The sequence below is a fragment of the Salipiger bermudensis genome (genome assembly GCF_019801965.1).
Classification (GTDB): Bacteria; Pseudomonadota; Alphaproteobacteria; order Rhodobacterales; family Rhodobacteraceae; genus Salipiger; species Salipiger bermudensis_A.
On sequence record NZ_JAHVIA010000007.1, the window covers coordinates 210,045 to 227,760 of the forward strand.

Annotated in this window: 11 protein-coding genes; 9 read left to right on the forward strand and 2 right to left on the reverse strand. The window is 66.4% G+C overall.

All coding sequences use genetic code 11. From position 1 onward, the window contains the following. The 9 genes from KUV62_RS16725 to KUV62_RS16765 all read left to right on the forward strand — a co-directional run bounded on the left by KUV62_RS16725 (position 1) and on the right by KUV62_RS16765 (position 15,724). Positions 1-510, forward strand: coding sequence for a phage baseplate assembly protein V (locus KUV62_RS16725; protein ID WP_222604870.1), 510 nt, complete (start codon positions 1-3; stop codon positions 508-510). A 31-nt stretch (positions 511-541) separates the two neighbouring features. Next, the gene (locus KUV62_RS16730) at positions 542-862 is read left to right on the forward strand and encodes a hypothetical protein (protein ID WP_222604871.1); all 321 of its coding nucleotides are present in this window, start codon (positions 542-544) and stop codon (positions 860-862) included. A 3-nt stretch (positions 863-865) separates the two neighbouring features. Further along, positions 866-1,228 carry a GPW/gp25 family protein gene (locus KUV62_RS16735; RefSeq protein ID WP_222604872.1) on the forward strand — a complete coding sequence of 121 codons (363 nt, stop codon included), beginning with the start codon at positions 866-868 and terminating at the stop codon, positions 1,226-1,228. Continuing rightward, positions 1,225-3,756, forward strand: coding sequence for a putative baseplate assembly protein (locus KUV62_RS16740; protein ID WP_222604873.1), 2,532 nt, complete (start codon positions 1,225-1,227; stop codon positions 3,754-3,756). Before KUV62_RS16735 ends, KUV62_RS16740 begins: the two co-directional genes overlap by 4 nt. After that, entirely contained in the window at positions 3,753-6,539 is a 2,787-nt protein-coding gene (locus tag KUV62_RS16745; RefSeq protein ID WP_222604874.1) for a hypothetical protein, read from the forward strand. The genes KUV62_RS16740 and KUV62_RS16745 overlap by 4 nt, the downstream gene beginning before the upstream one ends. Continuing rightward, positions 6,536-8,662, forward strand: coding sequence for a hypothetical protein (locus KUV62_RS16750; RefSeq protein WP_222604875.1), 2,127 nt, complete (start codon positions 6,536-6,538; stop codon positions 8,660-8,662). Before KUV62_RS16745 ends, KUV62_RS16750 begins: the two co-directional genes overlap by 4 nt. Positions 8,663-8,672: 10 nt before the next feature. Beyond that, on the forward strand, positions 8,673-12,014 hold the full coding sequence (locus KUV62_RS16755) for a DUF6519 domain-containing protein (RefSeq protein WP_222604876.1): 3,342 nt from the start codon (positions 8,673-8,675) through the stop codon (positions 12,012-12,014). 10 nt (positions 12,015-12,024) lie between these two features. Beyond that, on the forward strand, positions 12,025-12,558 hold the full coding sequence (locus KUV62_RS16760; protein ID WP_222604877.1) for a hypothetical protein: 534 nt from the start codon (positions 12,025-12,027) through the stop codon (positions 12,556-12,558). Positions 12,559-12,934: 376 nt separating this feature from the next. Further along, positions 12,935-15,724: a bifunctional aconitate hydratase 2/2-methylisocitrate dehydratase gene (locus KUV62_RS16765; protein WP_222604878.1), complete on the forward strand. Its 2,790-nt coding sequence runs from the start codon at positions 12,935-12,937 to the stop codon at positions 15,722-15,724. A gap of 472 nt (positions 15,725-16,196) precedes the next feature. On the opposite strand, the gene KUV62_RS16770 is transcribed toward KUV62_RS16765, so the two are convergent. Both KUV62_RS16770 and KUV62_RS16775 read right to left on the reverse strand, forming a co-directional pair. After that, on the reverse strand, positions 16,197-17,039 hold the full coding sequence (locus tag KUV62_RS16770; protein ID WP_222604879.1) for a fumarylacetoacetate hydrolase family protein: 843 nt from the start codon (positions 17,037-17,039) through the stop codon (positions 16,197-16,199). Continuing rightward, positions 17,036-17,716, reverse strand: a complete 681-nt coding sequence (locus tag KUV62_RS16775) for a GntR family transcriptional regulator (RefSeq protein WP_222604880.1) — start codon at positions 17,714-17,716, stop codon at positions 17,036-17,038. The genes KUV62_RS16770 and KUV62_RS16775 overlap by 4 nt, the downstream gene beginning before the upstream one ends.

Below are 17,716 nucleotides of genomic sequence, written 5' to 3' on the forward strand. Positions count from 1 at the left end.
ATGACCCAGGAATATCTCGGGAAATATCGCGGCACCGTCATCAACAATGTCGATCCCCTTCTGACGGGGCGCATTCAGGCGATCGTTCCCGACGTCTCCTCTGTTGCCCTTACGTCGTGGGCCATGCCCTGTTTCCCGGTCGCCGGCATCCAGACCGGCCAGCTCGCCGTGCCGCCCATCGGCGCCGGCGTTTGGGTCGAGTTCGAACGCGGCGACCCCGACTATCCGATCTGGTCCGGCTGCTTCTACGGCACCGCAGCCGAGGTCCCTGCACTGCACAACCTGACGCCCCCCGGCGTCTCGGCCTTCACCATCCAGACGCTGCTGCAGAACGGGATCACCGTGACCGACCTGCCGGGACCGACCGGTGGCATCGTCCTGAAAACGGCCACCGGCGCGTCGCTGATCGTCAACGACACCGGCATCTACATCCAGAACGGCAGGGGCGCGTCGATCGTCATGACCGGACCGACGGTCACGGTCAACAACGGCGCGCTCACGGTGATCTGATGATGTCCCTGCGAGAAAGAGGAGACCCCTGATGCCCGGCCCCGTCCTGCACCTCGGAGCAACCGTCACCTGCTCGCATGGCGGCCAGGCGTTGCCCTCGGCGCCGTTCTCGCGCGTGCTGGTCTCGGGCCAGCCCGTTGTCACCCTGGCATCGCCCTACACGGTCGCCGGCTGCGGCTTCGCGCCCACCGCCGGCAACGGCCCCTGCGTCAGCGCCACCGTCGTCTCCGGCTCGACCCGCGTTTTCGCGGGAGGCACGCCGCTCGTATTGGCCGACAGCATCAGCATCTGTCAGCCGACCGGCACACCGCTTCTGCCGGTCCAGATCCAGACAAGAGTGATTGCGACCTGAGCCATGCAGATCGATTTCCCATATCACTTCGATCCCCGCGACCGCACGGCGGAAACTGACGAGGCGGAGCACATACGCGACCTGATCGAGCAGTTGCTGTTCACCCAGCCCGGCGAACGGGTGAACCGGCCCGAGTTCGGTGTCGGGATCAATCAGTTGGTCTTCTCTCCCCTGAGCTCCGAGGCGATCGCGGCGGCCGAGTTGATGATCCGCGGCGCACTTCAGCAATATCTCGGTCAGCGGATCGAGGTGATCGATGTCGAAACCAGCAGCGCGGACGCGACACTGCATATCACGATCGTCCACCGGATCCTCCGCAGCGGCACGCAGCACCGCGTCGAGCTTACCACCGGAGCAGGCCCATGATCTATCGTTGCTGCGAGCCCCAGAGACGGAGAAGAGTGCTCGAGGCGATTGCCGACGGCGCCGCGCTCAATGGTATCGATTTCCTCGAGGTGCTTGACCGGGAACTGCTCGATCTCGAGCCCCCCGTCGACACGCCCAGACAGCGCACGCTGCTCTTGCGCTTCCTGACGACGGCGCCCGACCTGCCGCTGGACAGTTTCGAATTGACCGGCGGCGAACGCGTCGTCGGCGTCAGCGTGCTCTGGCGGACGCGCGCCGATGCGCCCGACCTGACACTGGTCGAGCCAAGCCTCGACACCTACCTGCAGACGCTCGACGCGCCCGAGCAGGTGCTCGTCCTGCGCACCTCCTCGACAGGGGACCACTCGACCTACACGCTTCGTCTCGTGGCCTCGCCGGGCTCTCTTGCGCCGCCGAACGAGATCGACCGGCTGCTGTCGCAGGTCGATTTCTCGTTCAAGGTCGAATGCCCCAGCGATTTTGACTGTGCGCCCGCCGTGCCCTGCCCCGAAGACATCAAGGCGTCGCCGGAATTTTCCTACCTCGCGAAGGACTACCAGAGCTTCCGCCGGATGATGCTTTCCCGAATGGCGCAGATCATGCCGGACTGGCGCGAGAGGAACCCGGCAGATCTCGGCGTGACCCTGGTCGAAACGCTTGCCTATACCGCCGACCGGCTGAGTTATGCCCAGGACGCCGCCTCGACGGAGGCCTACCTCGCCTCGGCGCGGCTGCGTTCGTCGATCCGGCGGCATGCCCGTCTCGTGGACTACCGGATGCATGACGGCGCGAATGCACGTGTCTGGCTCCAGCTCGATGTCGACGCGCCGACGACACTTCCCGAAGACACCCAGTTTCTCACCCGGCTGGTCGGGGTTGAACCCACCATATCGGGCACCGAGGCCGAGCGCGAAGCCCGCAACCGGAACCCGCTGATCTTCGAGACCATGGCCGAGTACGAGCTTTTTCCCAGTCTGAACGCCATCGACTTCTACGACTGGGGCAACGAGGAATGCTGCCTGCCGCGCGGCGCCACCCGGGCGACGCTGGAGAGAGACCTGACCGACCTCGTCGAGGGCGCCGTGCTGATCTTCGAGGAACGGCTCGGTCCTCGAACCGGCCGCAAGGCCGACGCCGATCCCGGCAAACGCCACGCGGTGCGGCTGACAAAGGTGGAGAACGGGCTGACCGACGAGCTGACCGGCACCGCGATCACCGAGATCCGTTGGGCCGAAGAAGACGCTCTGCCGTTCCCGGTTTGCATTTCCTCGGCGATCGACGAGACGCTCGGAGGTGGCCTGGCCAGGCGTGTCTCGCATGCTCTCGGCAACGTTGTGCTTGCCGATCACGGCGAGACCATCCGCGACGAAGCCCTCGGCAGCGTTCCCGAACCGCACCTCTTCCTGGTTCGCGAGGACGGTGACGACCCTTGCGCGAAACCGCCCCCGCGCCCGGTGCCTCCACGCTTCCGTCCCGCGTTGCAGCGCCGCGATATCACGCAGAGCGCCTTGCTCGGAGATCCGCAATCCGCCTTCGCGGCAACCCATATCGGGCTCGCAGCACGCCGCGCGGACGTGACGCTTCTGTCCGGGAGCGGCGCCAACGAGGAAAGATGGACCACCCGACCCGACCTGCTGCAAAGCCGACCCGGGGATCAACATATCGTCGTAGAAGTCGAACGCGAAGGACGCGCGTTCGTGCGGCTCGGCGATGGCAGGAACGGCCGGCGCCCGAACGCGGGACAGGAATTCCGCGCTGAATACCGCAGCGGAAACGGCACGGTCGGAAATGTCGGACGCGACGCCATCCGACATGCCTTCACCGGGCTGGCGACGATCCGAGCGATCCGAAATCCGCTTCCCGCGACCGGCGGCGTGAACGCCGAAAGCATGGAGGAGGTGCGACAGGCGGCCCCCTACGCCTATCGGCGGCAGGAACGCGCGGTCACCCCGGAAGATTACGCCGCCATGGCCGAACGGTTTCCCGACGTCCAGCGCGCGGCGGCCAGCTTTCGCTGGAACGGCCACGGCCATACCGTCTTCATCACCGTCGACCGCCGCGAAGGGCGCCCGATCACCGCGGAGTACGAAGCCGGGATCCGGGCCTTCCTCGACACCGTTCGGATGGCGGGCTACGATCTCGAAATCGACGGCCCCCGCTTCGTCGCTGTCGAACTCGAGCTGTTTATCTGTGCCGGAAGCGATCATTTCCGTTCCGAGATCCACCGCGCCGCATTTGAGGCGCTCGGGACCGGTCGTCTTGTCGACGGTTCGCGAGGCTTCTTCCACCCCGACAATTTCAGCTTCGGCCAGACCCTCTACCTCAGCCAGATCTATGCGCGGCTGATGGAGATTGAAGGCATCGTCTCAGTCGAGGCCAAGGTCTTCCGCCGGCGCGGAAGCAGAGACACGAGGCCGCTCCTCGATGGCAGCATCACCTTCGGCCGCCTCGAGATCGCCCAGTTGGACAACGACCCGAACTTCCCCGAGCGCGGCACGTTCTCAATCACGATGGGAGGGGGAAAATGAGCGACGTGCCCATCCGGATCGGTTTCCCCGACAGCCCGCTTGCCGACGCCTGCGGCTGTTGCGACGGCGCCGAACTCATGACGGTCCGGCCCTCGGGCAACCGGCCCGATCTCACGGCCATCGCGTTCCGGGCCGGCACGCATGGGGATTTCAAGGCGTCGATGCAGACCGCGCTGTCCTCCTCCGCCTTCCCGGCACTGAAGACGCTCGGGACGCGCGACGATGACGACTTCTCGATCGCCCTGATCGACGCCTGGGCCTCCGCATGCGACGTGCTGACCTTCTACCAGGAGCGCCTTGCCAACGAAGCATATATGGGCACCGCGACGGAGCGCTTCTCGATCGGCGAACTGGCCCGGCTGATCGGCTATCGGCTGCACCCGGGCTCTGCCGCAGAAACCGATCTCGTCATCCTGATGGACGATCCCCCCGGCGCGGAACCGGACGTCACCGACCTCGAGGTCCCGGAAGGCACGCGGGTCCAGAGCCAGCCCGGCCCCGACGAGGATGCCCAGATCTTCGAGACCGTCGCCCCCCTCCTCACTCGCGTGGCCTGGAACACGCTGCGCCCGAGGCTCGGACGCGAGGAGCTTCCGGGCAACAACGACACCGAAGCCTGGCTGCAGGGCACCCCGGCGCTGCAAACCGGCGATGCGGTCGTCTTCGTCGACCGCGACAGGTGGGATACGACCGCCCCCGGCTTCGACGCGACCTCCAATCGCTGGCAGTTCCGCCGGCTGACCGAGGTCACGCCCTCCGCCGACGGCAAACGCACCCGGATCGCCTGGTCGGGTGCATTGGCGAACCTCGGGACTCCCGTCTTCGGCCCCGAGCCGTCGCTCCGCCTGTTCCACCTTCGCGAGCGCGCCAGCTTCTTCGGATACAACGCGCCCCATCCGCTTGTCCTGACCCCGGATCAGCGCGACGGCTTCGGTTTCTCCGATGCGACCAACGCCAACTCGCCCTCGACGATCGGCGGCAATGCAAGTGCCCCCACGGATTGGATCTTCGACTTTCCCAGCACGTCGCGCGTGCATCTCGACGCGGTCTACAAATCCATCGTGACCGGCAGTTGGGTCGTCCTACGCAGGGCTGCCGGCGCAAACCAGCTCTACCGCGTGTCTGCTGCGCGCGAAAGTTCGCGGGCCGCCTACGCGATCAGCGGCAAGACCACCCGGCTTGACCTCGATACCGAGCACCGCATCGGACTGTTCGACAGGGGCCGCTATCGCGGCACTTCCATCTATGGGGCAAGCGACGAGCTGAACTTCAGTGAGGTCCCGCGAAGCGACTGGGTCGCTGGCGACAAGATCGAGCTCGAGGGCATGGCAGACGGCCTGCCCGAGAACCGCCGGCTGATCTTTCGCGGCAAGCGCGCCCGCGTTGCCTTCCAACGCCCGTCCGGCACGCTCGAACACGCGGACGGGGCGGTTCAAAGCGTTCTGCGCGGCGAGGTCCTGACATTGCTCGATGCCCCGGAGGACCTTGGCGGTGGCAGCATGCGGTTCCCGGTGCGCAATGCCTCCGGTTTCAGCGGCTCCTTAACCGAAGCCGCCGATGCCTTCCGTCCCGCCCCCGCTCCGAAGGACGCCGAGACCATCGCGGTCGCCGCCGTCCTGAAACAGGCCGTCCGCATCGGCACCGCCCGCCAGCGTCTCGACCTTGTCGAAGCGCTCGGCACGGCCTTCGACCGCGAAAGCCTCGTCATCCACGCCAACGTTGCCCGCGCCGCACATGGCGAAGGCGCAACCGAGATCCTCGGCCACGGCGACCCGCAGCGCCCGTTCCAGAAGTTCAAGCTGAAACAGGCCCCCGTGACCCATCGGCTTGCCCCGACAGAGACCGGGGTCGAGAGCACGCTCAGCCTCCGTGTCGACGGGGTCGAATGGCAGGAAGTTCCCGACCTCTACCAGCGCGGCGCATCCGCCCGCGTTTTCAAGACCTCGCTGACCGATACCGGCGAAACCGTTGTCGAATTCGGCGATGGCGTGTCCGGGGCCCGCCCGATGGCCGGCCGAGACAACATCGTCGCCGACTACTCGAAGGGCATCGGCGCTGCGGGCAACCTGCGCGCCGGACAACTGACGCTGCCCCTCGATCGCCCGCTCGGCCTGCGCGAGGTTGGAAATCCGCTGCCCGCGTCGGGCGGCAGCGATCCCGAGCGCACCGCCAGTGCCCGTAAGAACGCCGCACTCTACACCCTGACCCTCGGCCGCGTCGTTTCAGTCACCGACTACCGCGACTTCGCCTTGGGCTTTCCCGGCATCGAGAAGGCCGAGGCGCGCTGGATCTGGCGCGGAGAGGAGACGCGCATCATCGTCACGGTGGCGGGAGAGGAAGGCGAAACGCTGCCCCCCGGCTCGACCACCCATGACAACCTGCTGAAAGCCTTCCGCAAGCTGGGCGATCCGCTGGCGTCCTTCGAGCTCCACAGCTACGTGCCGGCCCATTTCCGCCTGCGTATGCGCGTCAAGGTCGATCCAGCCTTCGAGGCCGACGTGGTGCTGGGCGAACTGGAGGCCGCGCTGTTCGACGCCTTCTCGTTCGACAAACGCGATTTCGCGCAGCCTGTGGCGCTGTCGGAAGTGGCCGAGGTCGCGCATCTCGTCGCCGGCGTGGTCGCCGTCGACATTGATCGTCTGCGACGCGAGACCGGGCCCCAGACCGGCTTCCGGGCCTACCCGCGTCTTGTCTCGCGCACGGCGCGGCTCAATGCCGGCGGAACGCTGCACCCGGCCGAGATCCTGATGCTGTCGCAAGTCCGCCTGGAGGAGATGACATGAACCGCGTCACCCCCGATGCGCTCTATCGCTTGCTACCCTCCATTCTCCGCCTGCGGGATGCCGAGGAGGGCGAACCGCTTCGCCAGTTGCTTGCCGTGATCGCGCGCGAAGGCGCCGTCGTCGAGGAGAGCATCGAGGAACTGCTCGACAACCTCTTCATCGAGACCTGCGCCGACTGGGCAGCGCCCTATATCGGCGGCACGATCGGCTACAAGACGCTGCATCCGATCGAGGGCCTGACGGTCGGAACCCGTGCCGAGGTGGCCAACACCATCGGCTACAGGCGCCGCAAGGGAACCGCGGCGGTCCTCGAGCAACTGGCGCGCGACGTCACGGGCTGGCCGGCGAAGGTCGTGGAATACTTCCAGCTGACCGCGACCTGCCAGCACATGAACCACGTTCGTCCGGACCACGCCCTGGCACCTGACCTGCATGATCCGTTTCCACTGGAAGCGCTCACCACGGCCTTCGACAGGATCACGCGCACGGTCGATGTCCGATCGATCCAGCAATCGCCGGCCCGCCAGTCCGTCGGCGGCCGTCATAACTTCCCGAATATCGGCCTGCACCTCTGGCGCCTTCTCGACCGGCCGCACAGCAACGTGCCCTCCACGCGGGTCGGCCCGCGCCGATTTCTGTTCGACCCGCTCGGCGCGCCGCGGCAGCTCGTCAACCCGCCTCTGCCCGAGGACGGTATCGCCAGTCTCGCCCGTCCGGAGCACGTTCCGGCCAACATCACGCGCGCAGCGCTGCATGCGAACAAGGCGCTCTACTACCCGCGTGCCTTCCAGATCTTTGTCGATGGCGTGGCTGTGCCCATCGAAGAGATCGAAGCCTGTGACCTGTCCGATGTCGGGGGCGTCTGGAACCACTCTCCGCATGTCTCGACCGACGGCGGTGACGTGCGGGTGGATCCCGAGCTTGGCCGGATCGCCTTCCGCGACGCAAACCCCGGCGAGGTCCGGACCACCTTCTCCGACGCGTTCCCCGCGACGATCGGCGGCGGCGAGTACAGCCGCGCCGCGGATTTTCCGGCGACCGATCAGACGCCCACCGCCATCACCGACCCGACAACCGACCTCGATGCGGAACTCGCAGCCATCGCGAGCGGCGGCATCATCGAACTTGCCGCGAACGAGATTTTCGCCGCGCCCGTCCTGCTGACCGCCTCCGCCGATCGCGAGGTCGTGCTCCGCGCGGCGGACGGGTTCCGCCCGATCCTGCGCGGCGATGTCGAGATCGTCGTCTCGGGCGGTCCCAACGCGCGCGTCGTCCTCGACGGCCTGACCCTCGACGGCCCGCAGATCCGCGTCGAACCGGACGGCGACGGCGCGTCTCTCGGGGAGCTGACGCTCCGCAACATGACGCTGATCCCCGGTCGCGGCCTCACCCGGCGCGGCCTGCCGCGCACGCCCGGCGCTCCCAGCCTCGTCGTGGAAGCCAGCGGCGTGGAGCTCCGGCTCGAGAGGTCGATCAGCGGCCCGGTGCGAGCGACCGACACCGCCGCCATGCGTCTCTCGGACAGCATTGTCGACGCCGCCGCCCTCGATAGCGGCGACAGCCCGGATGGTTCGGCCATCGAAGGTGTCGCCCCGGGCACGCCGGCGGGCGAGCTGACCATCATCGCCTCGACGGTCATCGGCAGAATCCTGGCCCGAAGCTTCCCGCTGGTGTCCAACTCCATCCTCCATGCACGCAACGACAGCGCGCCGCCGGTGCGCGCCCTTCGCCGTCAGACCGGCTGCATGCGCTTTTCCTTCGTTCCCTTCGGCGCGATCACCCCGAGACGGTTCCGCTGCCAGCCCCAGCTCGGCATCGCGGCCGCGCTCGAAACCGCGCGAGAGGCGAAGGGAAGCGCACTGACGGAGGCCGAGGCGGCACTGATCAGCGGCAACGCGATACGCCGCATGGTTCCGGGCTTTACCGCGCTGGGATCGGCCAGCCCTGCCTATGCCCAACTGTCGCACGCCACGCTGGCCGGGATTGCCGCGGGCGCTTCCGACGGCAGCGAAATGGGCGTCTACCATCATCTTTTTCAGCCACAACGCATCACCAACCTGAGGGTGCGTTTGGAGGAATACCTGCGCTTCTCGCTGGAAGCCGGGCTGTTCTTCGAAACCTGAGGAGAGTGCCATGAGCGGAGATAACAGCCGAGACAGCTTCGACGCATTGCGGGATTTCGCCGGCGTCTTTCTGCAGCAGGGCCGAGCGGTGCTGGACGCCGACTGGAACGAGCTCGTCGAGATTTTCGAGCGCCGGATCCGGGCCGGAACCATCGACACGATCGGCCGGGCGGTGGTGCCGAGAGAGACAATGGAGGGCTTCCGCATCCGAGTGAACGCCGGAGAAATCACGATCGGCCCGGGAAGCTTCTACCTCGACGGAATGCGCCTTCAGAACCATGGCTTCGCCAATTTCGATGGTCGGTTTCCCGACCGCCCCGCCCCGGTACAGGACCGGGGCGTCGAGGTCGAGGATGGCGGGCTCGGCGTCCTCGACGAACTGACAGCGCCGCCCGACGCTCCGCATCTGCCCTATGAGGCACAGCCGTACTGGCCCACGCCGGCGGCGCTGCCCACCAGCGGCACCCATCTGGCCTATCTCGTCGCCTGGCAGCGCGAGGTGACACCGGTCAAGGATCCGTCGCTGCTCGATCCCGCGCTCGGCGGCCTCGACACCACAACCCGCTGGCAGACTGTCTGGCAGGTGCGGCTTCTGGAGAATGTCGGCACCGGGACAACCTGCGCCACGCCCGACGAAGATGTCCCCGGCTGGATCGAGCAACGGGCGCCGTCCACCGCGCGACTTACGACCTCGACCATCGATATCGACACTCCCGAAGACCCGTGCCTCGTTCCGCCCACGGACGGTTATACAGGGATCGAAAACCAGCTTTACCGTGTCGAGCTTCACAGCCTCGAAGCCGGCGTGGCGCCCACGCATTTCAAGTACTCGCGCGAAAACGCCTCGGTGACCGCCGCCATCGAAGCGATTGCCAGCGACGCCGCAAGCATCACCGTCAGCCGCATCGGCCGCGACGATATCCTTCGCTTCTCCCCCAACGATTGGGTCGAGGTGACGGACAATATCCGCGAATTCAACCACCGATCAGGGCAGATCCTCAGGGTCGCGACGGTCAATGTCGAAACCCGCGAAATCACGTTCGAGGCCGGCGCGGCCGTGAGTGGCGATCTAATTCCGTCGGGAGACGAAGGCGATACGTTCGCGGATCGCCGCCCGCGACTGATCCGTTGGGATCAGAATGACGTCATCCGCGAGGCCGACAACGTCACTGAATGGGTCAATCTCGGCCCCGGCTCGAACGGTCTGATCCCGATCCCGCCCGCCGGGACGGTTCTCCATCTCGAAAAAGGCATCACGATCGAGTTCTCCACCGCCGAAGGGCCCGGCACTTTCCGTGACATGGATTACTGGCGCTTCTCGGCCCGAACGGCCACCACCACGATCGACGAGCTGTCGGCCGCTCCGCCGGAGGGCATCCAGCGCCATTACGCCCGCCTGGCCGTCGTCAACATGCCCAGCTCCGAACTCGATTGTCGCACCCACTGGCCTCCAGAATTCCCGGGCGGCGGCGAGACCGAAAGCTGCGGCTGCACGGTCTGCGTCTCGGCCGAAGGCCACAATTCCGGCGCGCTGACGATCCAGGCGGCGATCGATCAGGTCGAAACCGCCGGCGGTACGGTGTGCCTCGATGCAGGAGCCTATGCTCTCGACGCTCCTGTCACGATCTCCGACCGCGCCAGCCTCAGGATCAGGGGTCAGGGGATCGGAACGCTGCTCTTCTACCAGGGCCCCGGCGGCGCAATCCAGATCGACAGCTCGACCGATGTCGTGCTCGAGGATTTCGCCGTTCTGGCCACCCCCGGCGAGGACGGCAACGGCAATGTTCCCATCGCCCACGGAGTGACGTCGGTCAATTCGCCGTTCTCCGCGTTCCGCCGGATGGCCATCATCGTCGCCGCCTCGGGCGCCGGGCAACGGTTCGACTTTGGCATCGCGCTCGACGGTTTTAACTTCGGAACCATCGTCGAGGAGTGCTTCGTCGTCGGGGCGCACGCGCTCGGTGCACGCTCGACCTACGGGCTCGACGAGGACGGGGACCTTACCTTCGCTGCCTTCGGCGACCTGCGCGTGTGCGACAATATTCTTTTCGGGGCCCGCGCCGCCATGCTGTTCGACCGCGCCTGCCTGAGCCTGTCGCAGGCCCGGTTCGAACGAAACCTCGCCCTCGGGTTGGCCGACGCCGTCCGCATCAACTTCGGCGAATTGCCCTCCGGTTCGATCCGGTTCGAGGGCTCGACGATCATCGCCGCGGGGGACGGGGTCGCGCTCGGCTCGTCGGATCTTCGCATTCAGGATTGCCGCATCGGCGGCGGCAATGGCGAACAGCCGGGGGACGGCATCGTCATCCTCGAAAACCTCGTCCCCGAACGGCCCGGCGACGTACAGATCATCGGCAACAGCGTCTTGAACTTCGCCGGAAGCGGCGTTCGGATCTCAGGCGTGCAATCCACCGCGCTGATCAAGAGAAACGTGGTGCGGAATTGCGGTTTCGCCGGCATCTTCGTCGAGCCGTCGGCCGAGATCGGTCACGTGGCGATCGACAACAACGTCGTGGAAGAGATCGCCGATCCGACCGGCAGCCCGGACGGTGCCGGCGTCATGCTGTTCTCCGCCGCCTCGGCGCAGATCGTCGGAAACAGCATTCGCGGCGTCGGGCTCGGTGGCGACGATGGGCGCCGGTTTGCCGGCATCGCGGCGCAGGCGGTGGGAAGCCTCGAGATCGGCGGCAACCGCATCGCCGAGATCGGCCCCGACCGGGCCGAGACTGTGGCCACCGGCATCTTCGTCCGACGCCCCTACGGCACCGTCTCGCTATCGGGCAACCGCATCGATGGCACCGTGGCACGGACCGACGACTTCACCGGCTGGGCCGCAATCGATATCGGCGCGCCCGAACGCGACGGTGATTTCGAGCTTGGCGAAGCCGTCTTGGCCAATGCCGCCTCGCTTCCGGGCATGTCCGACACCGATGCCGTGTTCGTCGAGTTGGCGGAAGAAACCTTCGCCCTTTCGGCCACATCCTTCGCCGTCACGCCGAGCAAAGGCCGGCTGTCGCAGATCGTGCTTTCGGGCAACCAGACGAGCAACACCGCGACCGTGCGTCGCCCGGTCGTGCGCGCCGTCGATCCGGCCGCGCGCGCAGTTGGGTGTCACGCGAACCAATGCCTGCAGAGCGGAGACACGCAGGCGCGCGAGGTCGTGCTGATTGGCGGGGCCACCGTGACCGCAGGCAACAACTCGGTGCTTCACTCGCGGTCCGGCGCCATCTCGATAAGCATCCTCGCAAGATCGTCCGGCGTCACCGCGCTCGGCAACGTGACCAGCCGGGGCGTCTTTCTGAACGGCGGGCCGCTTCCGGCGCCCTTCGACGCGCTGAACGTCATCGACTGAGGAGACCACCATGCCCTTCACCATCGCCCGCATCGAACGTGAAAAGACCATCGCCGGGCTGGCTCGCAACCTGTTCGACCTCTCGAACGCGACACCGGCCCAGCGACGCCGGGCCGAACGCGAGCTCCTGCGCCTGAATCCGAAGCTGCGTTCGCGCGATAATTTCGCCAGCGGTGGGACGGTAATCGTCCCGGTCGTACCCGGCCTTCGTGCGACGCCGCGCGCCACCGCGCGCGATACTCCGCTCGGACCGCTGCTGGCGCGCGCCATCGCCGACACAAGGCTTGGGCTCGAAGAGGCCGGAGCCGGATTGGAGGCGGCCAAGAAGCGCGCCGAAGAGGCGCGGGACAAGCTTGGCAACGATCGACTTCGAGAGCGCATTCGCAAGGATTTGCCCAACAGCGAACCCGTACTCGATGACGCTTCGGAAGGCATCGGAAAGAGATTTGAAAAAGACCAGTCCCGGCTCGAAACGCTGTCCGAAGCGCTTGAGCAGACATTGAAGCAGCTTGCCCGCCTCGAGAAGATGTCCGGCTCGGGTTGAAGCGGCCGGAGGGCTCGGTTCAAGATCGGACTCGTCGGTTCCGAATACTCTGGACAGCGGGAACCGCGATCGCCGCAACATCGCCCCCGGCGACGGTTCGGATAGGCTCGTATCCTTCGCGCGACAGTCGCAATGCTGCACTGATCACCTGTCCGGCCCCCGGTCGCCGGATCCGGCGGCGCGCAGGAGGACATACCAGCTCTGTTGCTTGGCTGCATTCCATGACATGATGCAGGTGCAGCGAATTGACGCTGTCGAAGCTCTTGCCAGCAAGCCCTCAATCGTATACTGCCGCATACAATAAGCGCGCCGCGACCGTTCGACGCCGTCGCGCCCGCTGCTCCAGCTTCGCCCACACTGAACCGCAGGGACCGTCATGAGCTTGTACACAGACTACCTAAATGAGATCGAAACGCGCAAGGCGGAGGGGCTGCACCCCAAGCCCATCGACGATGGCGCGCTGGTAGCCGAGCTGATCGCGCAGATCGAGGATGCCGGCAGCGAGCACCGCGACGACTCCCTGCAGTTCTTCATCTATAACACCCTGCCCGGCACCACATCCGCCGCAGGCGTGAAGGCCGCCTTCCTCAAGAAGATCATCCTTGGTGAGACCAAGGTCGAGGAAATCACCCCGGCCTTCGCCTTCGAGCTGCTGTCGCACATGAAGGGCGGCCCCTCGGTCGAGGTTCTGCTCGACCTTGCGCTGAACCAGGACGGCGAGATCGCGCAGCAGGCCGCCGAGGTCCTCAAGACCCAGGTCTTCCTCTACGAGGCCGACATGGACCGTCTTGCCAAGGCCCATGCCGAGGGCAGCGCGATCGCCAAGGACATCCTCGAGAGCTACGCCAAGGCCGAGTTCTTCACCAAGCTTCCCGATATCGACGAAGAGATCGAGGTGGTGACCTACATCGCCGCAGAGGGCGACATCTCGACCGACCTGCTCTCGCCCGGCAACCAGGCGCACTCGCGCTCCGACCGCGAGCTGCACGGCAAGTGCATGATCTCCGAGGCCGCGCAGAAGGAAATCGAGGCGCTCAAGCTGCAGCACCCGGGCAAGCGCGTGATGCTGATCGCGGAGAAGGGCACCATGGGCGTGGGCTCGTCGCGGATGTCGGGCGTCAACAACGTGGCGCTGTGGACCGGCAAGCCGACCTCGCCCTACGTTCCCTTCGTCAACTACGCCCCGGTCGTGGCCGGCACCAACGGCATCTCGCCGATCTTCCTGACCACCGTGGGCGTGACCGGCGGCATCGGTCTCGACCTGAAGAACTGGGTCAAGAAGGTCGACGCCGACGGCAAGCCGATCCTCAACAATGACGGCAACCCGGTGCTCGAGCAGAAATACTCGGTTGCCACCGGCACCGTGCTGAAGATCGACACCAAGGCGATGAAGCTCACCGACGAGGACGGCAAGGAGCTGGTCGACGTCTCTTCCGCCTTCACGCCGCAGAAGGTCGAGTTCATGAAGGCGGGCTCGTCCTATGCCATCGTCTTCGGCAAGAAGCTGCAGACGTTTGCGGCCGAGACCCTCGGCGTCGAGCCGACCCCGGTCTTCGCGCCGTCCAAGGAGGTCTCGATCGAAGGCCAGGGCCTGACCGCCGTCGAGAAGATCTTCAACAAGAACGCGCTTGGCACCACCCCGGGCAAGACCCTGCACGCGGGCTCGGACGTGCGCGTCAAGGTCAACATCGTGGGCTCCCAGGACACCACCGGCCTGATGACCAGCCAGGAGCTCGAGGCGATGGCGGCGACGGTGATTTCGCCGACCGTCGACGGCGCCTACCAGTCGGGCTGTCACACCGCGTCGGTCTGGGACAAGAAGGCCGAGGCCAACATCCCGCGCCTGATGAAGTTCATGAACGATTTCGGCCTGATCACCGCGCGCGATCCCAAGGGCGAATACCACGCCATGACCGACGTGATCCACAAGGTGCTCAACGACATCACCGTGGATGACTGGGACATCATCATCGGCGGCGACAGCCACACCCGGATGTCGAAAGGCGTAGCCTTCGGCGCGGACTCGGGCACCGTGGCGCTGGCGCTGGCGACCGGCGAGGCGACGATGCCGATCCCCGAGTCCGTCAAGGTCACCTTCAAGGGCAAGATGGCCGACCACATGGACTTCCGCGACGTGGTGCACGCCACCCAGCTGCAGATGCTCGAGCAGTTCGGCGACAACGTCTTCCAGGGCCGCATCATCGAGGTCCATATCGGCACCCTGCTCGCCGACCAGGCCTTCACCTTCACCGACTGGACCGCGGAGATGAAGGCCAAGGCCTCGATCTGCATCTCCAACGACGAGACCCTGATCGGCTCGCTGGAGCTCGCCAAGTCGCGCATCCAGGTGATGATCGACAAGGGCATGGACAACGCCGCCCAGACCCTGCAGGGCCTGATCGACAAGGCCGACAAGCGTATCGCCGAGATCCGCTCGGGCGAGAAGCCGGCGCTGACCCCGGACGACAACGCCAAGTATTTTGCCGAGGTCGTCGTCGATCTCGACAAGATCGACGAGCCGATGATCGCCGACCCGGACGTCAACAACGCCGACGCCTCGCGCCGCTACACCCACGACACCATCCGCCCGGTCTCCTACTACGGTGGCGAGAAGAAGGTGGACCTTGGCTTCGTGGGCTCTTGCATGGTTCACAAGGGCGACATGAAGATCGTCGCGCAAATGCTGAAGAACCTCGAGAAGGCCAACGGCAAGGTCGAGTTCAAGGCGCCTCTGGTGGTGGCCGCGCCGACCTACAACATCATCGACGAGCTCAAGGAAGAGGGCGACTGGGAGATCCTGCAGAAGTACTCGGGCTTCGAGTTCGACGACATGTTCCCGAAGACCCAGGCGCGCAAGGAGTACGAGAACATCCTCTATCTGGAGCGCCCGGGCTGTAACCTGTGCATGGGCAACCAGGAAAAGGCCGAGAAGGGCGACACCGTGCTCGCCACCTCGACTCGCCTCTTCCAGGGCCGCGTGGTGGAGGACTCCTCCGAGAAGAAGGGCGAGTCGCTGCTCGCCTCGACCCCGGTGGTGGTGCTCTCGGCAATCCTCGGCCGCACGCCGAATGCCGACGAGTACAAGAGCGCGGTGGAAGGCATCGACCTGACCAAGTTCGCCCCGCCCGCCGCGACCCCCGAGACCACCCGCTCGGTGCACTTCTGATCGGCTGAGCGCCGGGGCGTCTGACGCCTCGGCACGTCGCAGGACAAACGAAAAGGCCGCGCTTTGGCGCGGCCTTTTTGATGTTCGAGGTAATCGCAAGAGTAACGCCCGCCGCGCATCGCCGGTCCGCGGGAAGGCGATCCTGCCTCGGAATCCCTCGTCTTATCGCTGCCAAGTCCGAAGGACCTCAAAGCTCAGCGCCCAGCCCTACCAAATCGCCGGCCCGGGGGGCGGGTCACGCCGAAGGCCTGCCTCCGGCATGACCGATAGCGCGCCTCTCGGCGTTTGCATGCAAATGCCCGCCGGCAACACATCGCGAAACGCGATGTGTGAGAGGCGGCCTGCGGCCTTGGTTCCGCGCGGGCAAGGTTCAAACGCGGAGCGTAGGCACCTCCTCTGCGTCCTCGACATTCACACCAGCCCCCCGCGGCCTTGTTCCGCGCGGGCTCTGATCGACCGTCGACAAGCTGCCCTACCCCGCGACCATCTCCTGCCGCTGCGTGCCCAGCCCCTCGACGCTCAGCTCCATCACGTCGCCGGCGCGCAGGAAGCGCGGCGGTTTCATCCCGAGCCCGACGCCCGCGGGCGTGCCGGTGGCGATCAGGTCGCCCGGCACCAGCTCCATGAAACGGCTCATATAGGCGATGATCTCGGCCACGCCGAAGATCATGTCAGAGGTGTCGCTGTCCTGGACCGTCTCGCCGTTCAGCGCCAGCGACAGGGACAGTGCCTGCGGGTCGGAGATCTCGTCCGTCGTCACCAGATACGGCCCGCAGGGGCCATAGCCCGGCGCCGACTTGCCCTTGATCCACTGCCCGCCATGCTCCATCTGCCAGGCCCGCTCCGACAGGTCGTTGACCACGCAATAGCCCGCGACGTGGCTCAGCGCCTCGGCCTCGGAGACCTGCCAGCAGGTCTTTCCGATCACCACGCCGAGCTCGACCTCCCAGTCGGATTTCTCCGAGCCCGGCGGGATCGTCACCGCATCGTTCGGCCCAGCCAGCGCCGAGGCCGCCTTGGAGAACAGGATCGGCTCTTTCGGCGGCTGCGCGCCGGTCTCGGCGGCGTGCTTGGCGTAGTTTAGACCGACGCAGAAGAAGTTGGGCACGCCGGCAAGACAGGCACCGATGCGCACCCCCTCCGGCAGTACCGGCAGCGTCGCGAGATCGAGCCCCCGGATCGCCTCGAGCGCCTCGAGCGACACGCCCTGCCCGCCAAGATCCGGCACAACGCCGGACAGATCCCGCATCTGGCCCTGGCCATCCAGCACCACAGGGCGCTCTTCGCCCTTCGGCCCCACGCGCATCAGTTTCATGTCTCGTCCTCCTGGTCTGCGGCCGCCGCCTCGGCTTCGAGGGCGGCGGCGATGTCGTCTGCGAGGCTCGCCAGATGGTCCTCGACGGCGCGGGTCACCGCGTCCACGTCGCGGGCCCGGAGCGCCTGCAGGATGATCTCGTGATTGCCCACGACGCGCGCACGGTTGTGCCGCATCCGGGCCGAGAGATAGCGCGCCCGCCACAGCCGCGCGAGATAGCGGTTGTGGGTCTGCGCCAGCGCCGCGTTATGCGCCGCCCGCGCGATGCGGCGGTGAAAGCTCATGTCGAGCTCGAAGGCGTCGAGCGCGTCGAGCTGATCGTAGCTCGAGGAAATGCGCCGGTGCAGTGCCTCGATCTCGTCGAGATCAGCCTCGGTGGCGGCCTCGCAGGCGAGCCGAGCCGAGAGCTGTTCGAGCGTCTGCAGCACCACCACCTGATCACGCACCTCCTTGATCGAGGGCCGCGCCACCACCGGGCTGCGCGCCGGGCGCAGCACCACCAACCCCTCCTTGGCAAGGATGCGGATCGCCTCGCGCATCGGCGTGCGGCTCACCCCCATGGCGGCGGCGGTGTCGCGCTCCTTGATCGGCGCGTCGGGCGGCAGCGTGCCGAACAGGATCGCCCGGCGCAACTGCGCGGCGATCTGCTCGGCAAGGGTCTCCTGCGGCGCGTCCAT